Consider the following 24,045-nt stretch of genomic DNA (forward strand, 5'->3'; position numbering starts at 1 on the left):
GAAGAAAAGAAGGAAGAGCCCAAGGCCGAAGAGAAGAAGGAAGAGCCGAAGGCCGAAGAGAAGCCTGCTGCTTCCCAGCCCTCGGAGCCGAAGGCATCCGAGACTTCCACCAAGGTCAACAACGGCGATAACGTCCCGTACGTCACCCCGCTGGTGCGCAAGCTGGCTGAAAAGCACGGCGTGGACCTCTCCACTGTCTCTGGCACTGGCGTCGGCGGCCGCATCCGCAAGCAGGACGTCTTGGCCGCTGCTGGCGAGGGTGAAGCTCCGGCTTCCTCCGCTAGCGCATCCTCCAGCAACCCGCGTGCTCGCTGGTCCACCAAGTCCGTGGATCCGGAGAAGCAGGAGCTCATCGGCACCACCCAGAAGGTCAACCGTATCCGCGAGATCACGGCGTCCAAGATGGTTGAGGCCCTCCAGATTTCCGCTCAGCTGACCCACGTCCAGGAAGTCGATATGACCGCCATCTGGGATATGCGCAAGCAGTCCAAGCAGGCGTTCATTGATAAGTACGAGGCCAACCTCTCCTTCCTGCCGTTCATCGTGAAGGCAACTGTTGAGGCTCTGGTATCCCACCCGAACGTCAACGCTTCCTACAACCCGGAGACCAAGGAGATGACCTACCACGCTGACGTCAACGTGGCCATCGCCGTGGATACTCCGCGCGGCCTGCTAACCCCGGTCATCCACAAGGCGCAAGATCTGACTCTGCCGGAGATTGCCCAGAAGATCGCCGAGCTGGCTGACAAGGCACGCAACAACAAGCTCAAGCCGAACGATCTGACCGGCGCAACCTTCACTGTGACCAACATCGGCTCCGAGGGCGCCCTGCTGGATACCCCGATTCTGGTTCCGCCGCAGGCTGGCATCCTGGGCACCGCCGCTATCACCAAGCGCGCGGTTGTCGTCACCGAGGATGGCCAGGACGCCATCGCCATCCGCCAGATGTGCTACCTGCCGTTCACCTACGACCACCAGGTGGTCGACGGTGCCGACGCTGGTCGCTTCGTCACGACCATCAAGGACCGCCTCGAAACCGCAGATTTCGAAGCCGACCTTGACCTCTAAGGCTTAACAAGACTCCAAGTCTTAAGAGGCCTGCTCCCCCGCCACTGTGGCGGGGGAGCTTCGTCGTTTTCCACCCGGCTTTCCTCCACCCCCGCAAACACAGCTCGGTGACATCGCTCAGTGGCGCCGCAACTGCCCTATCTGCCAAAACTATTGCCCCGGTTTTCAGGCGCTAACTTTGGCAGTTTGGCGCGTTTTCTTTAAGCGTCTTGCCACCAAGACCTGACCACTGTGATTCAGCGCACTAGACTGTGCCGCATGATTTCTCAGAAGTGGTTCCGCGTCGCACTCGGCATGTTTCTCGTCGCCTGCGGCGCTAATCTCTTCGCACCGATGGTCGTGGTCTACCAAGTCACCACCGAGCTGGGAGTTCTGCAGACGACCTTCCTCTTCGGCATTTATGCCCTCGGCATCATGGTGGCTCTCTTCATCGGCGGCCCACTTTCCGATTCGCTGGGCCGCCGCGCCATCATGCGCCCGGCCGTCCTCATCACCACCACTGGTTCCTTGGTCTTCCTTGGCGGTGCAGGCGGCGCCTTTCTCCCCTTGTTGATCGGCCGCTTGTGTGCTGGCGCCGCCGTGGGTTTCGCTATGTCTTCCGGCGCTGCGTGGATCAAGGAGCTCAGCACCCACCTCAGCGTTGGTGCGAAGCGTTCTTCCATTGCTTTGTCAGCTGGCTTCGCGTCAGCACCTGGCGTTGCCGGTATCGCCGCAGAGTTCCTCCCCTGGCCCACCGTCCTTCCCTATCTCTTGCACATCGGCCTAGCGCTCGTCGTGGTCCCCCTCGTGTGGACCGTGCCAGAACAGAGATCTGCCCAAACGGCTTCATCGCGCCGTTCTTTAATCCCCACCAGCCTGCTTAGCCCCCGCTACCTACCGGTCGTGGCCTATGCACCGTGGGTCTTCGGCTCCGCCACCACCGCCTTCGTCTTCCTGCCCGCGCAGCTCAGCGAGCACTTGCGCCACCCCATTCTCATCGCTGGCCTGTGTGCCCTACTCACCATGGGCAGCGGCGTGGTAATCCAACAGCTTGCGGGCCGCATTCGCGTCACGGCATTCCACGGCATGGTGCTAGCCGCTATAGGCATGGCCCTGTGCCTCGTCATCCTCGCCGCGGCGGAATATAACTGGGCAGTTTTCCTTCTGCCTCTCGCGGCCATCATCATGGGCAGCTCCTATGGAATTGGCATGCTCAGCGGTCTCGCGGAAACCCAAGCCATCGCGCACCCGGCGGAGCTTGGGGCAGCAACGGGGGTGTTTTATTCGCTGACCTATCTGGGCTTCTTTGCCCCCTTCATTCTCTCGCTTTTGGGCCCTGTCACAGGCTATTCCACCGCCTTCATCATTGGACTCGCTGTCGCGGCGCTGACTGCCGTGGCGCTGCGCCTCCGCTTTAAGGGGTAACCGGGGTTAATGTCATGGCATACGCCTTATACTTGTGGGCAGTTTAGGTCACACAAACTATCGCCACGAAGGAGATTCACCATATGGATTTCATCTCTCGTCACCTCGGCCCCGATGCAGCTGAGCGTGAGACGATGCTCAAGGCAGTGGGCTATGACAGCATAGACGCGCTGGTCGATGCCGCCCTGCCGACCTCCATCCGCGCTACCGAAGCGCTGAACCTCCCGGAGGCTTTGAGCGAAGATGATGCGCAGGCGAAGCTGCGCGAGTACGCCTCCCAGAACGTCGTGCTGAAGTCCTTCTATGGCCAGGGTTACTCCGATACCCTCACCCCGGCGGTCATTCGCCGCGGGCTGCTGGAGGATGCCGGCTGGTACACCGCCTACACGCCCTACCAGCCGGAGATCTCGCAGGGCCGCCTCGAGGCACTGCTGAACTTCCAGACCATGATTGAGTCCCTCACCGGACTGCCCATCGCGAACGCCTCGCTTCTCGACGAAGCCTCCGCCACCGCCGAAGCCGTGGGTCTGATGGCCCGCGCGGTGAAGAAGGGCCGCCGCGTGCTGTTGGATTCGCGCCTGCACCCGCAGGCTCTCGCCGTGGCCGCCGAGCGTGCCCGAGCCATCGAGCTGGAGGTCGAGATTGCTGATGTCCGCGATGGCATCGTCGGCGAAGACCTCGTTGGCGCAGTTCTGGCCTACACCGGAACCGAAGGCGATATCGTCGACCCGCGCGCTGCCATCGAGGAGCTGCACACCCGCGGCGCCCTGGCTGCCGTCGTGGCTGACCCGCTGTCGCTGCTCCTTCTGGAAGCACCTGGTTCGATGGGCGCAGACATCGTCCTCGGCTCCTCGCAGCGCTTCGGCGTCCCGCTCTTCTTTGGTGGTCCGCACGCGGCCTTCATGTCCGTCACGGATAAGCTCAAGCGCCAGCTTCCGGGCCGCATCGTGGGCGTGTCCAAGGACGCCGCCGGCCGCCCCGCTTACCGTCTGGCCCTGCAGACCCGCGAGCAGCATATCCGTCGCGAGCGCGCGACCTCCAATATCTGTACCGCGCAGGCCCTCTTGGCCAATGTGGCCTCCATGTATGCCGTCTACCACGGCCCGCAGGGGCTGCAGGAGATTGCGCAGCGTGTGCACGACCGCGCTTCTGCTTTCGCTGCAGCAGTCACCGACGCGGGCAAGGAAATTATCTCCCGTGACTTCTTCGACACCGTGACTGTCACAGGCGTGGCTGCCGCCGCCATCAAGGCTCAGCTGCAGGAGCAGGGCTACCTGGTGCGCGCCATCGGCACGGACAAGGTCTCGGTCTCCTTCGGCGAGTCCGCCACCAACGAGGATGTCAACACCCTGGCCGCTGCCTTCGGCGCCGCAGACTCCGCTGATTCCGAGCCAGCCGCGTCTGGCTCCTTCGAGATTCCGTCCTCCGTGCAGCGCTCCGAGGCTCCGCTGCAGCACGAGATCTTCAACTCCCTCCACTCCGAGACCCAGATGCTGCGCTACCTGCGCACCCTGGCGGATAAGGACTTGGCCCTCGACCGCACGATGATCCCGCTGGGCTCGTGCACGATGAAACTCAACCCCACCTCCGCCATGGAGCCCATCTCCTGGCCGGAGTTCGCGGGCATCCACCCGTATGCCCCGGAAGAGACCACCGCTGGTTGGCGCGCGCTGATCGACGAGCTCGAGTCCTGGCTCGCGGAAATCACCGGCTACGCCCAGGTTTCCATCCAGCCCAACGCCGGCTCCCAGGGTGAGCTGGCCGGCCTGCTGGCCATCCGCCGCTACCACGTTGCCAATGGCGATCACGGCCGCGATGTCATCCTCATTCCGGCCTCCGCGCACGGCACCAACGCGGCCTCGGCGACCCTGGCCAACCTGCGCGTCGTCGTGGTCAAGACCGCTGACGACGGCTCCATTGACGTCGCCGACCTCGACGCCAAGCTCAAGCAGCACGGCGAGCACGTCGCCGGCATCATGATTACCTACCCCTCCACCCACGGTGTCTTCGACCCCGAGGTGCGCGAGGTCTGCGACAAGGTCCACGCAGCCGGCGGCCAGGTCTACATCGACGGCGCGAACATGAACGCGCTGGCTGGTTGGGCCCGCCCGGGCGTCTTTGGTGGCGATGTTTCCCACCTCAACCTGCACAAGACCTTCACCATCCCGCACGGCGGAGGTGGCCCGGGTGTGGGCCCGGTGGGCGTCGCCAAGCACTTGGTGCCCTTCTTGCCGACGGATGCCAACGATCCCCAGCTGGACCCGGCGCAGCCGGCCGTGGAGGGAACCGGCGTGCCGTCCACCGCATCGCGCTACGGCTCAGCCGGCGTGCTGCCAATCTCCTGGTCCTACCTGGCCATGGTGGGCGCGCAAGGGCTCACGGAAGCCACGAGCCACGCCATCCTCGGCGCGAACTACCTGGCGCAGAACCTCAAGGATTCCTTCCCGGTTCTGTACACGGGCAATGCCGGCCTGGTGGCGCACGAATGCATCTTTGACCTGCGCGCGCTGACCGACGCCTCCGGCGTCACCGCCGCCGATGTGGCCAAGCGCCTTGTGGACTACGGCTTCCACGCGCCGACCCTGTCCTTCCCGGTCGCCGGCACCCTCATGGTGGAGCCCACCGAGTCCGAGGACCTGGGTGAGCTGGACCGCTTCATCGAGGCTATGCGCTCCATCCGCGCCGAAATCCAGGAGATTATCGACGGCCAGGTGGCCTACGAGGACTCCGTCATCCACCATGCACCGTTCAACGCCGAGTCCGTCGCCGCCGACGAGTGGAACTTTGCCTTTAGCCGCCAGCAGGCCGCCTACCCGGTGACCTCCCTGCGCGCTAATAAGTATTTCCCGCCGGTACGCCGCATCGACGAGGCCTACGGTGACCGCAACCTGGTGTGCACCTGCCCGCCGCCAGAGGCCTTTGACTACACCGACGAGAACCAGGAGGTTTAATCAATGACTGACTACCTGCACTCCCCGCTGCACGCTGAGCACGAGAAACTCGGCGCTACCTTCACGCCCTTTGGGCCGTGGGAAATGCCGCTGAAGTATGACAACGAGCTTGAGGAGCACCGCGCGGTGCGTAATGCCGCGGGCCTCTTCGACCTGTCCCACATGGGTGAAATCTGGGTCAACGGCCCAGACGCCGCCGAGTTCCTCTCCTACTGCTTCATTTCCAACCTGGTGCCTCTCAAGGAGGGCAAGGCGAAGTACTCCATGATCTGTGCTGAGGATGGCGGCATCATGGATGACCTCATCACCTACCGCCTGGAAGAAACCAAGTTCCTGGTCGTGCCCAATGCCGGCAACGCCGACACCGTGTGGGAGGCCCTCAACGAGCGCGCTGAGGGCTTCGACGTGGACCTGAAGAACGAGTCCCGCGATGTGGCCATGATTGCTGTCCAAGGCCCGAAGGCGCTGGAGATCCTCGTCCCGCTGGTGGAGGACACCAAGCAGCAGGCCGTGATGGACCTGCCCTATTACGCTGCGATGACCGGCAAGGTGGCCCGCAAGTACGCGTTTATCTGCCGCACCGGCTACACCGGCGAGGACGGATTCGAGCTCATCGTCTACAACTCCGATGCCCCGGAGCTGTGGGAAGAGCTGCTCAAGGCCGGCGAGGAATACGGTATTAAGCCCTGCGGCTTGGCAGCGCGCGACTCCCTGCGCTTGGAGGCGGGCATGCCGCTCTACGGCAATGAGCTCACCCGCGATATCACCCCGGTAGAAGCCGGGATGTCCCGCGCCTTTGCCAAGAAGGAGCAGGACTTCGTGGGCTCTGAGGTGCTGCGCCAGCGCGCTGAGGAAGGCCCGCAGGCCGTTATCACCGGATTGGTCTCTTCCCAGCGCCGCGCGGCCCGTGCGGGCTCCGAGGTCTACGTGGGTGAGAACAAGGTAGGCACGGTGACCTCCGGCCAGCCCTCCCCCACCCTGGGGCACCCTGTGGCACTCGCGCTCATCGATACCGCAGCTGGCCTCGAGCCGGGTGCGGCCGTCGAGGTGGATATCCGCGGCAAGCGCTACCCCTTCGAGGTTTCCGCGCTGCCCTTCTACAAGCGCGATAAGTAAACTCCACTACTGAAGTCAACTACCGAAAGGACACCTCTTCTCATGGCTAACCTTCCTTCCGATTTCTCCTACTCCGAGGACCACGAGTGGATCAACGCCACCGCTGACTCCGTCGTTGGTTCCACCGTCCGCATCGGCATCACCTCCGTGGCCACTGACCGCCTGGGTGAAGTCGTCTTCGCCGAGCTGCCGGCCGTGGGCGATACCGTCGAGCACGGCGAGACCTGCGGCGAGGTGGAGTCCACCAAGTCCGTGTCTGACCTCTACTCGCCTGTCACCGGCACCGTGACCGCCGTCAACGAGGCCGTGCACGATGACTACGCAATCATCAACAACGATCCCTTCGGTGAGGGCTGGCTCTTCGAGGTCGAGGTCTCTGAGGTCGGCGAGCTGATGACCGCCGACGAATACGCCTCCGCCAACGGCGTTGACTAAAACAACGCTTGAGCAGCGCACACTCAGCCCCTTTCGGGCTGATTTATCGCGGGGTTTAGGATTGGGTTCATGACTGCTCCCCGCGAACCTTTCTTTCCCGCCGACCGCTCCATCCGCGCTTCTGACGAGCCACTGGAGATCCGCCGCTTGGGCCGCATGGGTTACCAAGAAGCATGGGATCTGCAGGCCGAGCTCGCCGCGGCGCGGGCGGCGGGCACGCAGGGGGATGTCATCCTCGTAGTGGAGCACCCCAACGTCTACACCGCCGGCAAGCGCACCCAGCCGGAAGATATGCCCGATAATGGCCTGCCGGTCATTGACGTTGACCGCGGCGGGCGCATCACCTGGCACGGTGAGGGCCAGCTGGTGGTCTACCCCATTATCAAGCTGGCGGAGCCGGTCGACGTCGTTGACTACGTCCGCCGCCTCGAGGAAGCCATCATCCAGGCCGTCCGTGAACTCGGCGTGAGCACCGCCGGGCGCATCGATGGCCGCTCTGGCGTGTGGGTCCCCTCCACCACCCGCGCCGCCGATCCGGCCGCTCCGAAGCGCGACCGCAAACTAGGCGCCCTGGGCATCCGCATTACCCGCGGCGTGACCATGCACGGCCTCGCCCTCAATTGCACCAATACCCTGGAATACTACGAGCACATCGTCGCCTGCGGCATCGACGATGCCGACGTGTCAACCCTCTCGCTAGAGCTTGGCCGCGAGGTCACCATTCAGGAAGCGGAAGCGCCGCTTCTCGACGCCCTCCTCAAAGCCCTTTCCGGCGAACTTACCGTGGCCGACCACACCTTTGCTTCGGCGCCTGATCCCATCAAGGTGGCCAACGAGAAGGCGCGCCAAGCCCGCAAAGCAGCTGAAGGAAAATAGAAGATACCCTCGGTGGAATAAACCCGGCTCTCGCAGGACTTGTATTAGGAAGAGCTAACTCTAACGCGTAAAGTGAGGTTCCGTGACTGTTAAGCCTGAAGGACGCAAGATGCTCCGCATTGAGAAGAAAAATGCGGAGTCGCCCATCGAACAGAAGCCACGCTGGATCCGCAACCAGGTTCGCACCGGCCCTGGTTATGAGGACATGAAATCTCGCGTGTCTGGTGCTTCTCTGCACACTGTGTGCCAGGAGGCTGGCTGCCCCAATATTCATGAGTGCTGGGAATCGCGCGAGGCTACCTTCCTCATCGGCGGCGACAAGTGCACTCGCCGCTGTGATTTCTGCGATATCGCTACCGGTAAGCCAGCGGAACTGGACCGCGACGAGCCGCGCCGCGTCGCCGAGAACATCCAGGAGATGGATCTCAACTACACCACCATCACCGGCGTGACCCGCGATGATCTGCCCGACGAGGGTGCCTGGCTCTACGCCGAGGTGGTGCGCAAGATTCATGAGCTCAACCCACACACCGGCGTGGAGAACCTCACCCCGGATTTCTCCGGTAAGCCGGATTTGCTCCAAGAGGTTTTTGAAGCCCGCCCTGAGGTCTTCGCCCACAACCTGGAGACGGTACCGCGCATCTTCAAGCGCATTCGCCCGGCCTTCCGCTATGAGCGTTCACTCGACGTCATCCGCCAGGCCCACGACTTCGGTTTGATCACCAAGTCCAACCTCATCCTGGGCATGGGCGAAACCGCCGAGGAGATTGAGGAAGCACTGCGCGACCTGCGCTCGGCAGGCTGCGACATCATCACGATCACCCAGTACCTGCGCCCCGGCCCGCGCTTCCACCCGATCGAGCGCTGGGTGCGCCCGGAGGAATTCGTGGAGCACTCCAAGCTGGCCAAGGAGCTCGGCTTCGGCGGCGTCATGTCCGGCCCGCTGGTCCGCTCCTCCTACCGCGCTGGCCGCCTCTACGTGCAGGCCATGGAAGCCCGCGGGCTTGAGCTTCCGGAGAACCTGAAGCACTTGGCTGAGACTTCCCAGGGTGCTACCGCCCAGGAGGCCTCCACGCTTCTGGAGAAGTACGGCCCCTCCGAGGAAACTCCGGTGACCACGCGCATGGTTAAGACCCCGACTGGTGCAGCGAACCCGAACTCTGCGGCGTCCACTATTCGCTAGTTCGATTCTCTTTTTGACCCTCTGACCTCTAAAGTAGGAGCCATGGCTAACGACGACAAGGCATCGCTGAAGGAAGCGAAGAAGCAGGAGCGCGCAGCAAAGCGCGCCCAGCGCAAGCAGAACTGGTCACAGATGTGGCAAGCGTTCAACATGCAGCGCAAGCAGGACAAGGCTCTCATCCCCATCATGCTGGCTGCGTTCTTGGGCATGGGCTTGCTCTTCTTCCTTATCGGCATGCTCTTCAACGGCCAGTGGTTCATGCTCATCATTGGCTTGGGTCTTGGCGCGATGCTCGCCATGTTCCTGTTCACCCGCCGCCTTGAGCGCGACATGTACAAGAAGGTGGAAGACCAACCTGGTGTCGCCGGTTGGGCTTTGGAGCAGCAGCTACGCAACACCGTTGGTGTGGTGTGGAAGGTTAAGCCGGGCGTGGCTGCGACCCGCCAGCAGGATCTGGTTCACCGCGTGATTGGTAACTCGGGCGTCATTTTCGTCGTCGAGGGTGACCGCAAGCGCGTCGCCCCTACTCTCAACCGTTTGAAGAAGCGCGTCGACCGCCTGGCTGGCGGCGTGCCGGTGTACGAGGTCTTCGTGGGCAATGGCGAGGATGAGGTTCCGGTGTCCAAGCTGCGCACCCACATCATGAAGCTGCCGCGCAACTACAACAAGAACGAAACCTACGAGAACATTCGCCGCATCGAGGCCATGGATGATCTTCCGGGCACCACCCCGGGTCTGCCCAAGGGCCCGATGCCCCGACAGGCTCAGAACATGGCGGGCATGAACCGCCGCATGCGCCGCATGCAGGAGCGCAAGGGCGGCAAATAAGCTACCTTGTTCCACACAAGAAGGGGTCCCTCCCGAGATTCTCGGAAGGGACCCCTTCTTTACCTTGCGGTTCTTCGTTGCTTTAGGACCGTCCTAGCCTTCGTGACCAGGTTTCGTCAGATGGTTCTACTCAGATGGTTTACTTGACCCCAAGTAAACCATCTAGCGTTATGAAGAAGGTTTGCTTGCCCCCAAACAAACCTTTTCAGGGGAACCATTTGTGGGGCATCTGTGGTGGATACGACCGGCTAGCGCTGACCAAGCTTTAGACCATGATGACGGCGGTGCCGGTGGCGCGGTCGTGGAGGCCACGGCCGTCGGCATCAACCATCGCTGCGGGGAAAAGCACAGCGGTCAACAGCGTACGGACCGCCGCCCGCCACAAACCGACAGAAGTGCCCGGCACGTCGAGACGCGCCACGCCCATGCCGAGAATGGCCATTCCCGGAGTGCGGGCGAAGAGCCAACCGCACACGATGCCCATGACCACCCACACGGCGTAGCCCAAGAAAGCTGGACCGCCGAGCGAATCCGTAACGAGTTCGAGAAGGTTGGCGATGATCATCGCCAAAATCCAGTCAATGAGGACGCCAAAAGTGCGCCGCATTACAGAAGCCAGAGCGCCTGAGCCCTCCTTAGGCAAGCCCAATGTTTGCCCAGGCCACTGCCCGTGCTCAAAGCCGTCGTTGTTATCTGCCATGCTCACCAATCTAGCTGTCGGCTCCGCGAAGCAGAAAATTTACCTCTAGGTGCCCCAGACACCCCGGTAACGAAGCCAATACCTGTAAACTAGTCGGGAGTACTACACGTCAACCAACAGGAGACCACCGTGTCCTTTGAGACAATCCAGGACGTCATCGCATTCATCAAGGAAGAGGACGTCAAGTTCGTTGACATCCGGTTTACGGACGTCCCCGGCACTGAGCACCACTTCTCTATTCCGGCCGAGGAATTTACTGAAGATGCAGCCGCCGAAGGCCTCGCTTTTGATGGTTCTTCCATCCGCGGATTCACCACCATCGATGAGTCCGATATGACGCTGTTGCCGGATCCGAAGACTGCCTTTGTGGATCCTTTCCGTACCGCGAAGACACTGAACATCAAGTTCTTCGTCCACGACCCGTTCACCCTGGAGCCTTTCAGCCGCGACCCGCGCAACATCGCCCGCAAGGCTGAGGAGTACCTCGCCTCCACCGGTATCGCAGATACCTGTAACTTCGGCGCCGAGGCTGAGTTCTATATCTTCGACTCTGTTCGCTACGGCACCGACGTACACAACGGCTTCTACGAGGTTGATACCGATGAGGGCTGGTGGAACCGCGGTTCTGAGACCAACTTCGATGGCACCCCGAACACCGGTTTCAAGACTCGCGTGAAGGGCGGCTACTTCCCTACGGCACCCGTCGACAAGCACGGCGAAGTCCGCGACGCCATGGTGGAGCAGCTACAGAAGGCAGGCTTTGTTATCGAGCGCTTCCACCACGAGGTGGGAAGCGGCCAGAACGAGATTAACTACCGCTTCAACTCCCTGCTGCACGCGGCTGATGATATTCAGACCTTCAAGTACATCATCAAGAACACCGCGGAGCAGTTCGGGAAGTCCGTAACCTTCATGCCGAAGCCGCTGGCCGGCGATAATGGTTCCGGTATGCACGCCCACATGTCCCTGTGGCAGGACGGCAAGCCGCTCTTCCACGATGAGGCCGGCTACGCCGGTCTGTCCGACATGGCTCGCTACTACATCGGCGGCATCCTGGCCCACGCACCGGCTGTGCTGGCGTTCACGAACCCGACGTTGAACTCCTACCACCGCCTGGTTCCGGGATTCGAGGCTCCGATCAACCTGGTGTACTCGCAGCGCAACCGCTCGGCTGCTATCCGTATTCCGATTACCGGTTCCAACCCGAAGGCCAAGCGCATCGAGTTCCGTGCGCCGGATCCGTCGGGCAACCCCTACTTTGGCTTCGCTGCCATGATGATGGCGGGCCTCGATGGCATCAAGAACCGCATTGAGCCGCACGCTCCGGTGGATAAGGACCTCTACGAGCTGCCGCCGGCAGAGGCCGCCTCCATCCCGCAGGCACCGACCTCCCTGGAGGCCTCCATCGCAGCACTTGAGGAAGACAACGAGTTCCTCACCGAGGGCGATGTCTTCTCCGAGGATCTCATCGAGACCTACATCAACTACAAACGTGAGAACGAGATCGCACCGGTCCGCCTGCGCCCGACCCCGCAGGAATTTGAGATGTACTACGACTGCTAAAGGATATGTGGGTATCTGACCCCTTCTTTTAGCACCCTCCGACAAGACACAACCCACGGTTTCCTTCACGGATTCCGTGGGTTGTGTCATGTTGAGCCCGGCACGCGAGAGCCCAATGGCGCAGCTTCTGAAACTAACTACAGGGGCTACCGGCCACGCAGGCGAGTGTTCCGCCGGCTAATAGAGGCGCCCTAATTCAGCAAAGATACCCGAATTAAAGTTGAAAGCCCGCTCGGCCTCCGAGAGCATGACTTCACGCTGTTCAACGGTAAGCTCCAGGCTATCCACGCGCTCGCGGTATCCCGCACGATAAGGTGGGATTTTTCCAATCGACGTGAAGTCATAGAAGTTCAGTGCCTCAGGAGGTACTCCGTAATGGGCTCCCAGGCGCGCTGCAATCACCTGCCCACCGGAAATATCACCGAGATAGCGCACGTAGTGATGGGCTACCACTTCTACTGGCTTGCCCACTATTTCTTCTAAGCGCGCGCTATAGGTCCTCGTCGCTGGAAGAATGCGAATCTCCTCACGCCAGTTTTCGCCGACTAGCACTTTCAGATCTGCTTCCAGTGCTTGACGACGTTCCAACCGCGGATCCGCTACCGCACCGGCAATGGGAGTAGTCGCCACGCTGCGAACGGCGTTCTCGAGAGCTCCATATACAAACCACAGTTGGCCGGCCAAATCAGCCACGGCTGACTTATTGAGCTCCCCTGACAACAGGCGCTGCATGAATGCCGAATTCTCCGCATGCTCATGCGCACGCGCAGTCGCCTCACGCAACGCAACGGACAAAGGTTTATTGAGAGTGGTAGTCACTGTTCTTCTCCACGGTGTTATTTAGAAAAACTACAAATCAGTTGAGGTTAGAAAAACTCAAAATCGAAAATTAAGGGGATTAGGCTGACGTGGGTGTGGGGCACCAATTCTCATCGGCACCCCACACCCGTTACGTCGTTCTTGAACTGTCAGCAGTGTGTCTTAGGGTTTATCGCTGAAAGAAAACACGCGCACTGTTAAAAGCACCGGACTTAACAAATGCTTGCCACAGAATTGCGATCATGCTGCCAACAGTCGCAATGCCTAGGAAATAGTTCCAGAAGTTGGTGACCTTCGAGCTAGAAGAGGAGTTCTCACCCGAGCTAAGGTTCTTATCTTCCGAAGGCGTCTGGGGCTTCGGCTGCTCGCTGTCCGACGGGTTCTGCGGCTTCTCGCCCTCCGAAGAATCCTTTTCTTCTTCCTTCTTCTGTCCACAGCCCGGGGCGACCTTGAGGGTTACCTGCGCACTATCCACCTCCGGGTTGTAGTCGGAACCGTACATGCCCATGAACAGGTAGTCGACGCCCTCAACATCACCAGAATCGTTCGTTCCGGGCTGCCGCTCGTACATAACGTCGGAAGCAGAAAGCGTAAGGGTATCCCCGTCCTTACTCCACTGTGCCTTACCGTTCCCGAACGCCCCTTCACCTGTGCGCTTGTTGGCCTCAACGCGGTCCTCCGGGGTGTACTGCGTCATGTGTTTGCCTTCAACAAAGTAGGCCTCGTAGCCGGAGCCGAGCTGGGCCTTATCACCTTCGGTCTGCACGAATGGGTTGGTCATCTTGGAGTACAGCGCTCCGTGGTGGCCAGTGAACGTAATCGAAGAGTCTTTAGCCTTGATCTTCGATGCAGTGACATTGCCGGCCTCGTCCACAGAGACTGTGGACGTCGCGGGATCGACTTCGAAGCCGAAGGTGAAATCGCTGCCCGTCGGATCGCCGTCCTCCTTCACCGTTCCGGTCGTCTCCCAGTCACCCTTAGCGATTCGCCCCTTAATGTAGGAACGCCAGGAGTGCTTAACACCCCAGTTGATAGTGCCGGATTCGATGGTGCATGATTCTGCTTCTGCCGCGGTTGCCTGCGGCACAGTAATCGCCGTCGCTGCGATAGCGGTCACCAGGATTTTTTTAAACATGGAAGTCCTCCAGTTGATGCGAGAAAAGTGAATTGATTGTGGGCGTGGCACGCTGTGGTTGTACCTGCAGCCCGTTGACGGAGATCGGCCAGCCGTACACCTCTGACAAGATGGGACCGGTGAAAACCTCCGCCACGCGCCCTTGAGCTGCGATCCCCCCGCATGAGACGCACACGATGTGATCGCAATATGCGGCTGCCGCGTTCAGGTCATGGAGCACCACGAGTGCGGTTACTCCTGCCTCGCGGGCTAGGGCTTTCACAGAACCCAGTAACTGTTCTTGGTGGCGGATATCGAGGGCCGCTGTCGGTTCATCCAGCAGGATTATTGGAGTATTTTGTGCAAGAACACGGGCAAAGGCCACCCGCGCACGTTCACCACCGGAAAGCGTGCTGATATCGCGTCCGGCGAGATGCGCGGCTCCAGCTGTTTCAAGGGCGGCTTCGATAAACTGCTCGTCAAGTTCGGCGTGGGGCGTTCCGCGCCAAGGGCGGCGGCCCATCGCGACAACATCGCGTACCAGAAATTCAAAGGACACCGAGACATCCTGAAGCATCACCGCACGTTTGCGTGCGAGCTCACGGGGCGAGGTCTTCGGCGACAAACCGCCGACACTGATTTCACCGGAGAAGTCGATATCACCCGCGATCGCGCCAAGGACAGTTGACTTCCCCGCACCATTCGGGCCAATTAGTCCGGTAACCTCGCCTGGTCGGGCATTAAAGGTCACGCTGTCAACGAGGGTAGCCCCGTCGACTTGGACGGTGAGGTTGTCCACGTTCAGCATCAGTGCACCCCCTTTCGCATCATGCGGCGCAACAGGATGAAGAAGGTCGGTCCGCCAACTAAGGCGGTAAAAATACCGATTGGGAGGTCCGCAAAGGGAATCAAGGTTCGTGCGGCCACATCCGCAAAGCCGATTAGCACCGCGCCGCCCAGGGCGGATGCAGGAATGAGGATATGATTTTGCGGTCCTACGATGCTGCGCAACAAGTGGGGAACGATGAGCCCAACAAAGCCGATGAGGCCGGCGAAGGACACAGCTGCTGCGGTAAGCACTGCGGACGCCACAATTGCCACAATGCGCAACACAGACACATCTACGCCAGTGTGCACAGCAGCGCGTTCACCCAGCGCAAGAATGTCAAGTTGCCTGCCCAAACGCAGGGCTACTGCTATACCGATAAGAACGATGGGAAGAACAACCCATACGTGCTTCCACTGCGAGCCGTTGAAGGAACCCATCTGCCAAAAGATGATGGCTTCCCGGTTGGCAGTCGGTGTTAGGTACACCATGAAGGAGATGATTGCATTGCACACTGCATTAATGGCGATGCCCGTGAGGATCAGGTGAACCACCGTGACGCGACCGTTATGGCGTGCAAGTTGGTAGATGATGAAGGTAACTAAAAGTGCGCTCAAGAAAGCCAGCGCTGGCACAGTGAAAGTTCCCACGAAGGTGAGGTTGAAGACGATCGCTACAGACGCCCCAACACCTGCACCGGAGGTCACTCCGATGATGGATGGCTCCGCCAGAGGATTGGCAAAGATGGCCTGCATCAACGTGCCGGCAACGCCTAGAGCGGCGCCTACGAAGAGCCCCAAGACCAAGCGCGGCAGGCGAATATTCCATACCACGCTGGCTGTGAGGGACTCTTGCCCCGGCCCCAAAGCCAGAATCGGGAACAGATCAGAAAGTGCAACGTAATACTGTCCGAGGGCGATCGAGATGAGTCCCGCTAGAACAGCAAGCACCACTAAGGATACGAATACCGATATCCGCTGAGTGCGGCGTCGTGTGAAGACGTCGCTATGCATTGTCTGGGTCATATACAGCCTTTGCGAGTTTGACCAATGTCTGACCGGTCATGGGGCCGAAGGCCAGGGACTGGCCGTCAGGAATGGTGACGATGCGATGCTTTTGACCAGCAATGGTCTGAGCCACACCAGGACGTTCCAGTAGCCCGCCGACTCCGCCAGTGGATTTCAAACCATCGGTCATCATGATGATCACCTCTGGGTTGATGCGGGCCAGCGCTTCTGCGTTAGCAGGTTCGGCATAAGAAAGGTTGTTCTCCGCAGCGAGGTCGATGCCCCCAATTCCTTCGATGAGGTCTTGGGCGCCGGTCCCCTCCCCCATGATGAAGAACACGCCACCGTTCCCACGGGCGTAGAGGAAGGCCATACGCATTGGCTCCTCGGGGGCAATGGTCTTAATGGCTTCCTTCGACTCATCAATTTCCTTGATGGAGCGCTCTGATAACTTGCGGGCCTCGTCCGGAAGCCCGACGGTTTCACCCAGCGTGATGATGTCTTCGCCCACCGAGTCAATGGTCCGCTGCGGTTCCATGACCACAGTTGTCACACCTGCTTCACGGATCTGATCGATCGCATCACGGGGTCCAATGGAGTGGTCCACAATAACGAGCGTCGGATTAAGCTCCAGGACTGCTTCAACATTGATATTGTGGCCGCCTTCAGTCACGACGGGACGATCCGCCAGATTCGGTTCAGTGGAAGAGACGGTGCGGCCAACGATGTTGTCCGCAAGCCCCAAGCCGCTCAGCGTTTTGGTATAGGTCCCATAAATATCCAGCGCCAGAATCCGCGAGACATCCGTGACGGTGACGTCATAACCATCAGCGTCAGTAAGTTCCACCGGAAGTACGGGCTGGACTTTAGTGCTTACGGGCTCGATATCGGCGAAGTCACTGACCTCAGTAACGCCTTCGAAGGAGCGCGGGTCGGAAAGGTCCTGCGGGTCCGGTAGCTGGTCTGTATAGCTTCCTTGCACGCCACAGGCAGTCAATCCCACGATGCACAGAAGCGGGATAAGGAAACGTAGGAGAAGTTTCACGGTGATCTTTCTAGGAGTTGTTCATAATGAGGCGGCTGGTGGAGCCTCCGGCGATAATGAGCCCGGCGATGAACAGGAGGAGGTAGGTAACTGGGTCATCGGTGGTGCCGTTCGCGGAGCCCGCGGACTTGATCTGGAATTTCTTTGAACCATCTTCATAGCCCTGCGACGAATCACTGGCCAGCGCGTTGTCTACTGCTTCGGAGTTGACACCGCCACTGCCCTTCGACCCGGAGCCGGCACTGTCTCCCGCACTGGACGAGCTGCCACCACTAGTGCCGCCAACAGTGTCGTTGCAATCGGCGTTTCCGCCCAGGCTGGCGTTGAAACTTAACGGATCCAGCTGGGTTCCAGGCTCGTAAAATTCGGCAAAGGCCTTGGAGCCAACGTCAGTCAGGGATACTGTTGCTTCGCCCGATACGGCATCTGTTCCCACATCCAGAGACGTGAAATTCAGGTCGGCGATGGCGGTGCGTCCGAAGTCCTTCTTCTCGCCTTCCATGTTGGAGGAGCGCACATCGCCGATTAGTTTTCCGGTTTTACCGTTGAAGGAGATTTCTAGGTTCGCAATATTGAGGTCGAGCTTGCCGTGGTGGCCGGTGAACTGGATGCTTCCGCCGTAGCGCACGGAACCCGCGCCGTCCTTGACTGCGCCGGAGTTCCCGGAAAACTGGAATCGACCGTTGCTATAGCCGACGCCCGAGAGCTGCCATTTTCCTTGCGCAATGGAGCCGGTGATATAGGACTGGAATGATTTCTTCACTCCCCATTGCGCCGTCGCTTGGGTAACACCGGTGGCTTGGCACGTTTCGTTGGCTGCACCGGATGCTCCAGACGCTGCTGCAACCGAGCCCGTCGCACCCGTAGCGCCGGAGTTCGACCCGCTAGCCGTTGATGCTCCACCACTGTTTCCGCTGCCAGCTGCCGCTGTTTCTGGAAGGCCGTTGCCGCTTAAGTCCGAAGTAGTGGTGCTACCAGAGGTGGAGGTTCCAGACGACGTGCTAGCCGACGCCCCGGATGCCCCCGAGGTAGTGTTGCCCCGCTTCTTGAATGAGTCCAACTCGTCCAAGAAGGACTGTGTATTGCCCATAAACGTGGTGATACCGTTCATGGTGTCGTTGGTTTCGGACAACATAGCCATGGCTTCCTTGTTGAAGCCCGTAAAGTTTCCGGTAATGGAGTTCAGCTGGCGTTTCGAGCCAGATCCATCGCTGCCTGCGCCGCCGGAGCCAGAACAGGATCCGTCCAATGCAATGGTGCCTGAGGAAGGATCGAGTTCTTCGCCCTGCTCATAGAAGCCCGTGAAAAGTTTGACGCCCCCGGCACTAAGGGACGTGGATCCTGCTAGGTTCACTGCCGTGCCGCTGTCCTTGACGGGCTCTTGCAGACTAATGGTGGCGATGACCTCGTCGTCACCCTTAATCTGGGCACCGCGGGTGTAGTCACTTCGGTTCAGTTCATAGGAAACGTAGTCGACCGTGATTTTTGCTTGGTCGCCGGAGGCGATGACCTTGAAATCCGACATTGTCATGTCGAGAACTCCGTCATGTCCCGTGAAGTTCAACGTGCCTTGGAAGGGAATCGTGACAATACCGCCTGAGGCAGTGGGCGTGCTGGCTTGGAACACAAACGCGCCGTTGCCTTTTTCATCACCGCTAAAGCCGATGCCGCTGGCGCCCCAGCCACCGCGGGCGATATTGCCCTTGATGTAGCTTCGGAAGGATTGCTTGATCCCCCAGTACCACGTGCAGGAAGTCTCTGCGTGGGCTACCGGGACAGTGTTAAGAAATGGAACGGCGCCGAGAGCGAGGGGAGCTGCGATCATCACACCGCATGCTGAGCGCCAGAGATTGCGAATCATGTTGAGAACCTTGTTTCATCCAGATAGGGCTATGGGCTAGGCTTACCTTGGTTAGGTAATCCTGACCTAAATTAACAGATTTGTCAACACATCAACCAAACGGGAGAAAACAGCATGCACAGCCACCCCCGCACAGATATCTTCAGGAGCATTTACCCAGACGTAGATCCGACCCAAAAGTTCCCCCCGACGCTGTCCGAACGCGCGGCTTTAGCGTTCGCCGTCGGTGTGTTTATGTTCGGCGGCGTGAAAGGGGATCTACTCATCGCCGGTGCAGGACTGGCGTTTGTTGTCGGCTGCGTTTGGGCGCTTTCCCGAAAAACTCCCCGGCGCATCCGAACTGAAGCACGTAGCCGGTTTCCCCAAGAACCGTGGGCGGAGGCACCTAGCCCCTTCATCCCTGTCTTGTGGTTCGCACTCGGCGCACTCGCCGTGGCCGCCTGGTGGTTTACCCCTGATGAGTTTCTCGTATGGAGTGCTTGCTCAATAGCCATCCTGGCAGCCGCTGTGACGTGGTACATGCCGGTCCTACAGGCTCAACGCTCAGCTGCGCCTGTAGGACCTAATGTAAACCTGTAGCCCTACCAAGGTTCCGTGGCACTGAGAGCAAAATCGTTGAAACGAGCAAAAGCTAGGTGCGGGTTGCCCATCACACAGGTGTGCCGGTTCCGCAAAGTTCAGCACAGCAACGGGACAGTAGGCGGGCACTACAGCTACCATGCCAGCTGTGACTGACAAATTCCGCCACTTGCCACCACCCGGCCCCGCGTGGGGCGGCAGCCTCATGGGCACCTCCATCGTCTCCCGGCTACTCGTTGAGGAAGGCATGCTGACAGCCTCCGCTGTTTTCGCGGCACTGTCCTGCGTCATCCTCCTCGTGCTGACAGTTGGTTTCGCGGTATACCGCCAGCCCAGCTTTGCGCGAACCTCCATGGCTGAGTGGTCCATGTATTTCATCGGCATCCTGGCGCTCGGCGCGGCGCTGTCGGGATTGACGGATATCGGAGCCTTCCGCCTCGTGGGCTTCTGGATAGGCGGCCCCGTCACCGTTATCACGTGGGCTATTCAGCTCACCCGCTTCGACGGCCAGCCGCGCTTTACCTGGGGCCTGCCGCTGGTCGGGCCCATGATTTCCTCCTCCGTAGCCGGCTTCCTCGCCTTGGATTACGGACATGCCTACCACGTCATGGGCACAGTGCTCTTTGTCATGTCGATCTCCACCGCGGTCCCCGTCTTTATCCGTGTGTATTGGGCTGCTTGGCACGGCAAAGTCAATCTCACCGGTGCCAACTCCGCGACGGCCTGGGTTCCGCTGGGCGTGGTGGGCCAATCCACTACCGCGATGCAGATCCTCTACCCCGGCACTTTCTCTGTCTACTACGGGCTCACCGCCATGGCGATCGCCATTCCCCTCGCGCTCTATGCCATGTTCACCTTCTACCCCAACGTGGCGCGCTGGGTGGATTACTCTCCTGCCTGGTGGGCGTGCACCTTCCCACCGGGAACGGTCAGCATGGGCGGGCACCAGGTAGCGCTGGTGAATGGCTCGGAGCTTCTCGACGTCATCGCGCTCAGCATCCCGGTACTCCTCATCGCGCACTGGTCTGCCTGTTCCTGCCGCTTCATAAGCTGGCTCATCGAAGGACGGCGCGCACAAGGAAGCGGAGCTAGCCCAATCACGAACTAGCTCCGCCGCGCTCTGTCTCTGCGTTGAAGGAACCTTAGTTTTCAGCCTTCTCAAACTGAATGACCTGGCCCTGGCTGCCCAGCGCAAAGGTGTTGCCCTCTACGGGGATGACCACTGGCTTTGCGGAAAGGATGGCGTTGAGTGCATCGGCATCAGCCATCTCCTCCGGGGCACAGGCACGCATCGTGGAGTTCAGGTTCTCCACCACGACGGCATCGGTCTGGTCCAGCTTGTAGCTGCCGCCACCGGAGTTGCAGCCATCGTTGAAGGTCAGCGTTCCGTCGTCATTGAAGGTCACGGAGATCTCCGGGTTCTTCTTTGCGGTGAAGGTCCCGATGAGAACCTTCTTAGCCTCATCAGCCGGCAGCTTGTCCTGCAGGCCGTCAACGTCCTCGTACTTCTCAATCAAGCCAGAGCCTTCCGGTGCTTCCGAATCCTTCGAGGAGGAGAAGGAGTCACCGAACAGACGCGAGCTCAGTTCCTGAATCTGGCTGGTCTTCACAGAGTCGGCGGAGGACATCTCTTGCGCACCGGCAGTACCGGCACCCAGAACGCCGCCGGCGAGGGCGACGAACGCAGTTGCAGTGGTTACTTTCTTCAGCGTGCGTGAAATCATGACCCCGAAGCTATCGGGCACGGGCACCAACCTCAACCCATTTCATGCGTTTCTGATGATATTTTGCGGCAACTCCAACACTCTCACCCCTTTGCGGGCTGCGTCCTCGCATGCAGAAAAGGCAGCTCCGGGGACTGCATCGCCGAATGGAGCGCATTCACAATCTGAATGACGCGGCAAGACCTGCGCTATTGGGTGAGCTCAAATTCCACGTGCTCGCCTTCGCGGCCGTTAATCACCAGGCTGAGTCCCTGCATGCCCGGGTAGTAGGTGCGCGTGCTGGTGATCCGAAACGGGTGCGTCTTGGTCACCACTCGGGTTTCACCCGGTTCAAGCGTGTATTTGCCGAGGCGGAACACGCTGGGTTGTCGGGTGCCGTTCTTTTTCAGAAAGTGCACGCGATACTCTGCAAGCACATGTGCGGGCGCATCGCCGGTGTTGGTGAGTGTCGTTGAAAGAGTCGCCTTTTCACCAATGGCCACAGTGTGAGGGAACTCGGGGCGGGTGGCGGTGACGGCGGTGGACGGAGAAAAGCCAACAAGCTCCAGGGCCTCCCTATTGCCGCGCTTGATCAGCCCACGCAACCCCTGTTCCACCACCCACGCTGCGTGCGACGATCCGCTATCTGCCCAACGCGACGCGGTGGCAAGCGCCAACTCGGGGTGCGTGCGGCCAATATCGTTGAGGTTATTGGCTACGGACTTGCGCACGAACAGCGACGCATCGTCGTACAGCCGGTCCAGGACCGGAAGGATCGGCGAGGGGTCCTCCACAAACGGCGCGTGCACCTTCGCCCATGGCAGACGCGGACGGATGCCCTCGGAAGCCAGGCGACGCACGTTGTGGCTGTCGGAACCAGCCCACTGATGCACCCGGGACATGGTCAGCTCCGGGTAGCGCTCCAAGAAGGGACGCACCGCGAACTCACCGGTGAACACCCTCGTGAGCGCCTCAATTGCGTCTAAAGAAACCTCCGGCTCATCTATCCCGTACAGCTCGATGAAGCGGCTCACCGGCCACAGATGAAATGCATGGTTGAAGTAGCCTTCCCCCTCCGCAAGCTCGGGCCCAAGCTTATCGATGATCCCTCCAATCACCCCTACATAATCCCCGCCAAGCTGTTCCCGAAGCCCCTGCGCGAACACGGTCACGCGGTCCAGAATCTCCAGATCCTCGACGCGTGGCGCGATCCATGCGGCGTATTTTTCGCCGTCAATTCCAAGCTGTGCGCCGAGTTTTTGTGCCGTGTCAGCGTTGAAGTAGTCCTTCATTTTGGGAGCCATAGTTGTGCATGTTACCCGGCGCGGAGAAACTCTTTTGCCGCAGGATTGAGGGCTGGCGCATCGATCCGCCACTTAGATCTAGTGCCCTCACATCAACGCTCATGGAGAAAGCCTGATTAAGACGAACGCTTAACGTACCCCATCCGCGGTCGGAAGCCCTGCGGGTGTTTCATCTGCGCCACTGCATCCCCGATGATCATGCGGTTGCGGGCGCTGACGGACGTCGGCATCTGCGCCACAGAGAACCACTGCGCGGCTAGGTTCTCCTCATCGGAGATAACCGGCTCCGCATCATCCGGCACGGAGACCCGGATGGAGGTATCCATGTAGAGACACTTATCCCCATTGGGGCAGACTACTGGGCCCACCTGGCCCACGCCGAGGAGCGCTTCGATGCGACCATCGAGGCCAATTTCCTCTTTGACCTCACGCAGTGCAGTCGCCGTGACCTCCTCACCCGGCTCACAGATACCGGAGATGGGAGCCCACGTGCCATTATCGGCACGCTGGGCAAGCAGCACTGAAGGCAGCTCCCATATCGCAGAACCGGTAGGAACCGCCCGCACGATAACCGCGGTCACGCTGGGCAAAAAGAGCTGCTCGTGACCGATTTTCTCACGCAGGGACACAATGAAATCAGGAGTAGGCATGGGTTTCATCTTAGCGCTTAAACCTGTGCCAGAATCTCCGGAAGGAGCGCCTCAATATCCGCCGCAGAAGTAAAGGACATCTCTGCCTCCGAACCGTGCGCACAGCCCTCACCACCCGCGGCTGCTTCCGTCGTTCCCGAAAGGACACCGACGATTACCCCTTCAAAGGGGCTGCCCGGCGCGCCAAAGACCGGAGCGCCCGAATCGCCGTGCGTGGAGCAGACTTGGGCGCGCGCGGAGACGGTATCCACTGTGCGGTCACCAAACTGGAGTTTCCCGTGTCCCTCGCCGTGAGTAAGCGGGCCGCAGGTCTCACCGGTAATGCGCCCCAGCTTGCACACTTCATCGGGGAGCTCCTCCTGCCCCGCGGCGACCACGCTGGTGGGCATGTCCTGGGGGACATGAAACTCCGCCTGCCGCGTGATCTCCACCAAAGCGAAATCCAGCTGGTGCGTGTCCGGCGCGCTAAGGTCGGAGTAGATGATGCTGCCCACAGGCTCGGCCGGGTAAATGAATTCCCCGTCCGCGGCACCCGCCCACACCGTATCCCCTGGCTCACCGCAATGGGAGGCGGTGACGGCGATGGTGCGGCCGTCGTCAAGCACGAAGCTCCACGCCACCGTGCACAGGTTGAAGTCGAAGGCTTCGCCGGGAACGGGCTGCATGCCAGAGATATCCAGTGCGGCGCCCGGGGGCACCGGGGACGCACCCGGCGTGTGAATCTCCGGCGGGGGCGGCTCAATCGTGGTGTCCTCGGAGGTATGCGAAGCAGCCTCGGGAACAGCGTCAACGCCCGTCTGCACCGTGCACCCAGCTACCACTAGAGCTGCTGTGCTGAGCACCCCCGTGAGGAGAAACCTAGGCATCCTCTTCTGCTGCAGCCTCACCCGAGTCCGCCTTGTTCTCCTTATTTTCCTTCTCCATCTCCGCGACCTGCTTCATGTCACGGATGAACTTCTCTGGGTCAAATTCAGTGAAATACTCGGGTCCTGAGAATTGTTCCTGTCCCATTG

The 24,045-nt window shown here is 60.3% G+C and carries 22 protein-coding genes; 10 read left to right on the forward strand and 12 right to left on the reverse strand.

Going from position 1 to position 24,045, the window contains the following annotated elements; all coding sequences use genetic code 11:
• The 8 genes from sucB to HMPREF2978_RS06245 form a co-directional block, all read left to right on the forward strand.
• Positions 1-1,068: 2-oxoglutarate dehydrogenase, E2 component, dihydrolipoamide succinyltransferase (gene sucB / locus HMPREF2978_RS06210; RefSeq protein ID WP_070744654.1), on the forward strand; the 1,068-nt coding region annotated here is incomplete at its 5' end.
• Between the two features lie 258 nt (positions 1,069-1,326).
• Complete coding sequence (locus HMPREF2978_RS06215) at positions 1,327-2,472, forward strand: MFS transporter (protein WP_070526606.1); 1,146 nt, start codon at positions 1,327-1,329, stop codon at positions 2,470-2,472.
• Positions 2,473-2,555: 83 nt separating this feature from the next.
• Positions 2,556-5,423, forward strand: a complete 2,868-nt coding sequence (gene gcvP, locus HMPREF2978_RS06220) for an aminomethyl-transferring glycine dehydrogenase (RefSeq protein WP_070744656.1) — start codon at positions 2,556-2,558, stop codon at positions 5,421-5,423.
• A gap of 3 nt (positions 5,424-5,426) precedes the next feature.
• Positions 5,427-6,539, forward strand: coding sequence for a glycine cleavage system aminomethyltransferase GcvT (gene gcvT, locus HMPREF2978_RS06225; RefSeq protein WP_070526600.1), 1,113 nt, complete (start codon positions 5,427-5,429; stop codon positions 6,537-6,539).
• A 42-nt stretch (positions 6,540-6,581) separates the two neighbouring features.
• Entirely contained in the window at positions 6,582-6,974 is a 393-nt protein-coding gene (gcvH, locus tag HMPREF2978_RS06230; RefSeq protein ID WP_070744658.1) for a glycine cleavage system protein GcvH, read from the forward strand.
• 69 nt (positions 6,975-7,043) lie between these two features.
• On the forward strand, positions 7,044-7,850 hold the full coding sequence (gene lipB, locus HMPREF2978_RS06235) for a lipoyl(octanoyl) transferase LipB (RefSeq protein WP_070526593.1): 807 nt from the start codon (positions 7,044-7,046) through the stop codon (positions 7,848-7,850).
• Positions 7,851-7,959: 109 nt separating this feature from the next.
• Positions 7,960-9,033 (forward strand): lipoyl synthase, encoded by a 1,074-nt coding sequence (gene lipA / locus HMPREF2978_RS06240; protein WP_070526590.1) that lies wholly within the window; start codon positions 7,960-7,962, stop codon positions 9,031-9,033.
• Between the two features lie 42 nt (positions 9,034-9,075).
• Positions 9,076-9,861, forward strand: coding sequence for a DUF4191 domain-containing protein (locus HMPREF2978_RS06245; protein WP_070526587.1), 786 nt, complete (start codon positions 9,076-9,078; stop codon positions 9,859-9,861).
• Positions 9,862-10,126: 265 nt separating this feature from the next.
• Here HMPREF2978_RS06245 and HMPREF2978_RS06250 read toward each other — a convergent pair whose 3' ends face one another.
• On the reverse strand, positions 10,127-10,561 hold the full coding sequence (locus HMPREF2978_RS06250) for an RDD family protein (RefSeq protein WP_070744660.1): 435 nt from the start codon (positions 10,559-10,561) through the stop codon (positions 10,127-10,129).
• 129 nt (positions 10,562-10,690) lie between these two features.
• Here HMPREF2978_RS06250 and glnA point away from each other — a divergent pair, with 129 nt between their 5' ends.
• Positions 10,691-12,124 carry a type I glutamate--ammonia ligase gene (gene glnA, locus HMPREF2978_RS06255; RefSeq protein ID WP_070526582.1) on the forward strand — a complete coding sequence of 478 codons (1,434 nt, stop codon included), beginning with the start codon at positions 10,691-10,693 and terminating at the stop codon, positions 12,122-12,124.
• Between the two features lie 177 nt (positions 12,125-12,301).
• Here glnA and HMPREF2978_RS06260 read toward each other — a convergent pair whose 3' ends face one another.
• From HMPREF2978_RS06260 to HMPREF2978_RS06285, 6 genes are all read right to left on the reverse strand, one after another.
• Positions 12,302-12,943, reverse strand: coding sequence for a biliverdin-producing heme oxygenase (locus tag HMPREF2978_RS06260; protein ID WP_070744662.1), 642 nt, complete (start codon positions 12,941-12,943; stop codon positions 12,302-12,304).
• Positions 12,944-13,112: 169 nt separating this feature from the next.
• Entirely contained in the window at positions 13,113-14,078 is a 966-nt protein-coding gene (locus tag HMPREF2978_RS06265) for an HtaA domain-containing protein (protein ID WP_070744664.1), read from the reverse strand.
• Positions 14,071-14,865, reverse strand: a complete 795-nt coding sequence (locus tag HMPREF2978_RS06270; RefSeq protein WP_070526572.1) for an ABC transporter ATP-binding protein — start codon at positions 14,863-14,865, stop codon at positions 14,071-14,073. The genes HMPREF2978_RS06265 and HMPREF2978_RS06270 overlap by 8 nt, the downstream gene beginning before the upstream one ends.
• Entirely contained in the window at positions 14,865-15,908 is a 1,044-nt protein-coding gene (locus tag HMPREF2978_RS06275; protein ID WP_070526571.1) for a FecCD family ABC transporter permease, read from the reverse strand. The genes HMPREF2978_RS06270 and HMPREF2978_RS06275 overlap by 1 nt, the downstream gene beginning before the upstream one ends.
• Complete coding sequence (locus tag HMPREF2978_RS06280) at positions 15,889-16,935, reverse strand: heme/hemin ABC transporter substrate-binding protein (protein WP_070526568.1); 1,047 nt, start codon at positions 16,933-16,935, stop codon at positions 15,889-15,891. The genes HMPREF2978_RS06275 and HMPREF2978_RS06280 overlap by 20 nt, the downstream gene beginning before the upstream one ends.
• A gap of 10 nt (positions 16,936-16,945) precedes the next feature.
• The gene (locus HMPREF2978_RS06285; RefSeq protein ID WP_070744666.1) at positions 16,946-18,796 is read right to left on the reverse strand and encodes an HtaA domain-containing protein; all 1,851 of its coding nucleotides are present in this window, start codon (positions 18,794-18,796) and stop codon (positions 16,946-16,948) included.
• Between the two features lie 718 nt (positions 18,797-19,514).
• On the opposite strand from HMPREF2978_RS06285, the gene HMPREF2978_RS06295 reads away from it, so the two are divergent.
• Positions 19,515-20,483: an SLAC1 family transporter gene (locus HMPREF2978_RS06295; protein ID WP_083298982.1), complete on the forward strand. Its 969-nt coding sequence runs from the start codon at positions 19,515-19,517 to the stop codon at positions 20,481-20,483.
• A gap of 34 nt (positions 20,484-20,517) precedes the next feature.
• Here the strand turns inward: HMPREF2978_RS06295 and HMPREF2978_RS06300 are convergent, their stop codons facing one another.
• From HMPREF2978_RS06300 to HMPREF2978_RS13240, 5 genes are all read right to left on the reverse strand, one after another.
• A complete protein-coding gene (locus tag HMPREF2978_RS06300; RefSeq protein WP_246818735.1) occupies positions 20,518-21,099 on the reverse strand; it encodes an META domain-containing protein in 582 nt (193 codons plus the stop codon).
• 188 nt (positions 21,100-21,287) lie between these two features.
• Positions 21,288-22,382, reverse strand: coding sequence for a DNA alkylation repair protein (locus tag HMPREF2978_RS06305; RefSeq protein WP_070526554.1), 1,095 nt, complete (start codon positions 22,380-22,382; stop codon positions 21,288-21,290).
• A gap of 116 nt (positions 22,383-22,498) precedes the next feature.
• Positions 22,499-23,032 carry an NUDIX hydrolase gene (locus tag HMPREF2978_RS06310; RefSeq protein WP_070526551.1) on the reverse strand — a complete coding sequence of 178 codons (534 nt, stop codon included), beginning with the start codon at positions 23,030-23,032 and terminating at the stop codon, positions 22,499-22,501.
• A 17-nt stretch (positions 23,033-23,049) separates the two neighbouring features.
• Positions 23,050-23,898 carry a trypsin-like serine protease gene (locus HMPREF2978_RS06315; RefSeq protein WP_070744668.1) on the reverse strand — a complete coding sequence of 283 codons (849 nt, stop codon included), beginning with the start codon at positions 23,896-23,898 and terminating at the stop codon, positions 23,050-23,052.
• A complete protein-coding gene (locus HMPREF2978_RS13240; protein WP_168162404.1) occupies positions 23,891-24,043 on the reverse strand; it encodes a hypothetical protein in 153 nt (50 codons plus the stop codon). Before HMPREF2978_RS13240 ends, HMPREF2978_RS06315 begins: the two co-directional genes overlap by 8 nt.
• Positions 24,044-24,045 lie beyond the last annotated feature (2 nt).

Origin of the sequence: Corynebacterium sp. HMSC074C01, from assembly GCF_001814605.1 — a bacterium.
Taxonomy (GTDB): domain Bacteria; phylum Actinomycetota; class Actinomycetes; order Mycobacteriales; family Mycobacteriaceae; genus Corynebacterium.

What these genes read in the sequence shown, in the direction of transcription:
- HMPREF2978_RS06215 (WP_070526606.1), top strand. Translation starts at nt 1,327, where the DNA reads ATGATTTCTCAGAAGTGGTTCCGCGTCGCACTCGGCATGTTTCTCGTC.
- gcvP (WP_070744656.1), top strand. Translation starts at nt 2,556, where the DNA reads ATGGATTTCATCTCTCGTCACCTCGGCCCCGATGCAGCTGAGCGTGAG.
- gcvT (WP_070526600.1), top strand. Translation starts at nt 5,427, where the DNA reads ATGACTGACTACCTGCACTCCCCGCTGCACGCTGAGCACGAGAAACTC.
- gcvH (WP_070744658.1), top strand. Translation starts at nt 6,582, where the DNA reads ATGGCTAACCTTCCTTCCGATTTCTCCTACTCCGAGGACCACGAGTGG.
- lipB (WP_070526593.1), top strand. Translation starts at nt 7,044, where the DNA reads ATGACTGCTCCCCGCGAACCTTTCTTTCCCGCCGACCGCTCCATCCGC.
- lipA (WP_070526590.1), top strand. Translation starts at nt 7,960, where the DNA reads ATGCTCCGCATTGAGAAGAAAAATGCGGAGTCGCCCATCGAACAGAAG.
- HMPREF2978_RS06245 (WP_070526587.1), top strand. Translation starts at nt 9,076, where the DNA reads ATGGCTAACGACGACAAGGCATCGCTGAAGGAAGCGAAGAAGCAGGAG.
- HMPREF2978_RS06250 (WP_070744660.1), bottom strand. Translation starts at nt 10,561, where the DNA reads ATGGCAGATAACAACGACGGCTTTGAGCACGGGCAGTGGCCTGGGCAA.
- HMPREF2978_RS06265 (WP_070744664.1), bottom strand. Translation starts at nt 14,078, where the DNA reads ATGTTTAAAAAAATCCTGGTGACCGCTATCGCAGCGACGGCGATTACT.
- HMPREF2978_RS06270 (WP_070526572.1), bottom strand. Translation starts at nt 14,865, where the DNA reads ATGCTGAACGTGGACAACCTCACCGTCCAAGTCGACGGGGCTACCCTC.
- HMPREF2978_RS06275 (WP_070526571.1), bottom strand. Translation starts at nt 15,908, where the DNA reads ATGACCCAGACAATGCATAGCGACGTCTTCACACGACGCCGCACTCAG.
- HMPREF2978_RS06285 (WP_070744666.1), bottom strand. Translation starts at nt 18,796, where the DNA reads ATGATTCGCAATCTCTGGCGCTCAGCATGCGGTGTGATGATCGCAGCT.
- HMPREF2978_RS06295 (WP_083298982.1), top strand. Translation starts at nt 19,515, where the DNA reads ATGCCAGCTGTGACTGACAAATTCCGCCACTTGCCACCACCCGGCCCC.
- HMPREF2978_RS06300 (WP_246818735.1), bottom strand. Translation starts at nt 21,099, where the DNA reads ATGATTTCACGCACGCTGAAGAAAGTAACCACTGCAACTGCGTTCGTC.
- HMPREF2978_RS06305 (WP_070526554.1), bottom strand. Translation starts at nt 22,382, where the DNA reads ATGGCTCCCAAAATGAAGGACTACTTCAACGCTGACACGGCACAAAAA.
- HMPREF2978_RS06310 (WP_070526551.1), bottom strand. Translation starts at nt 23,032, where the DNA reads ATGCCTACTCCTGATTTCATTGTGTCCCTGCGTGAGAAAATCGGTCAC.
- HMPREF2978_RS06315 (WP_070744668.1), bottom strand. Translation starts at nt 23,898, where the DNA reads ATGCCTAGGTTTCTCCTCACGGGGGTGCTCAGCACAGCAGCTCTAGTG.
- HMPREF2978_RS13240 (WP_168162404.1), bottom strand. Translation starts at nt 24,043, where the DNA reads ATGGGACAGGAACAATTCTCAGGACCCGAGTATTTCACTGAATTTGAC.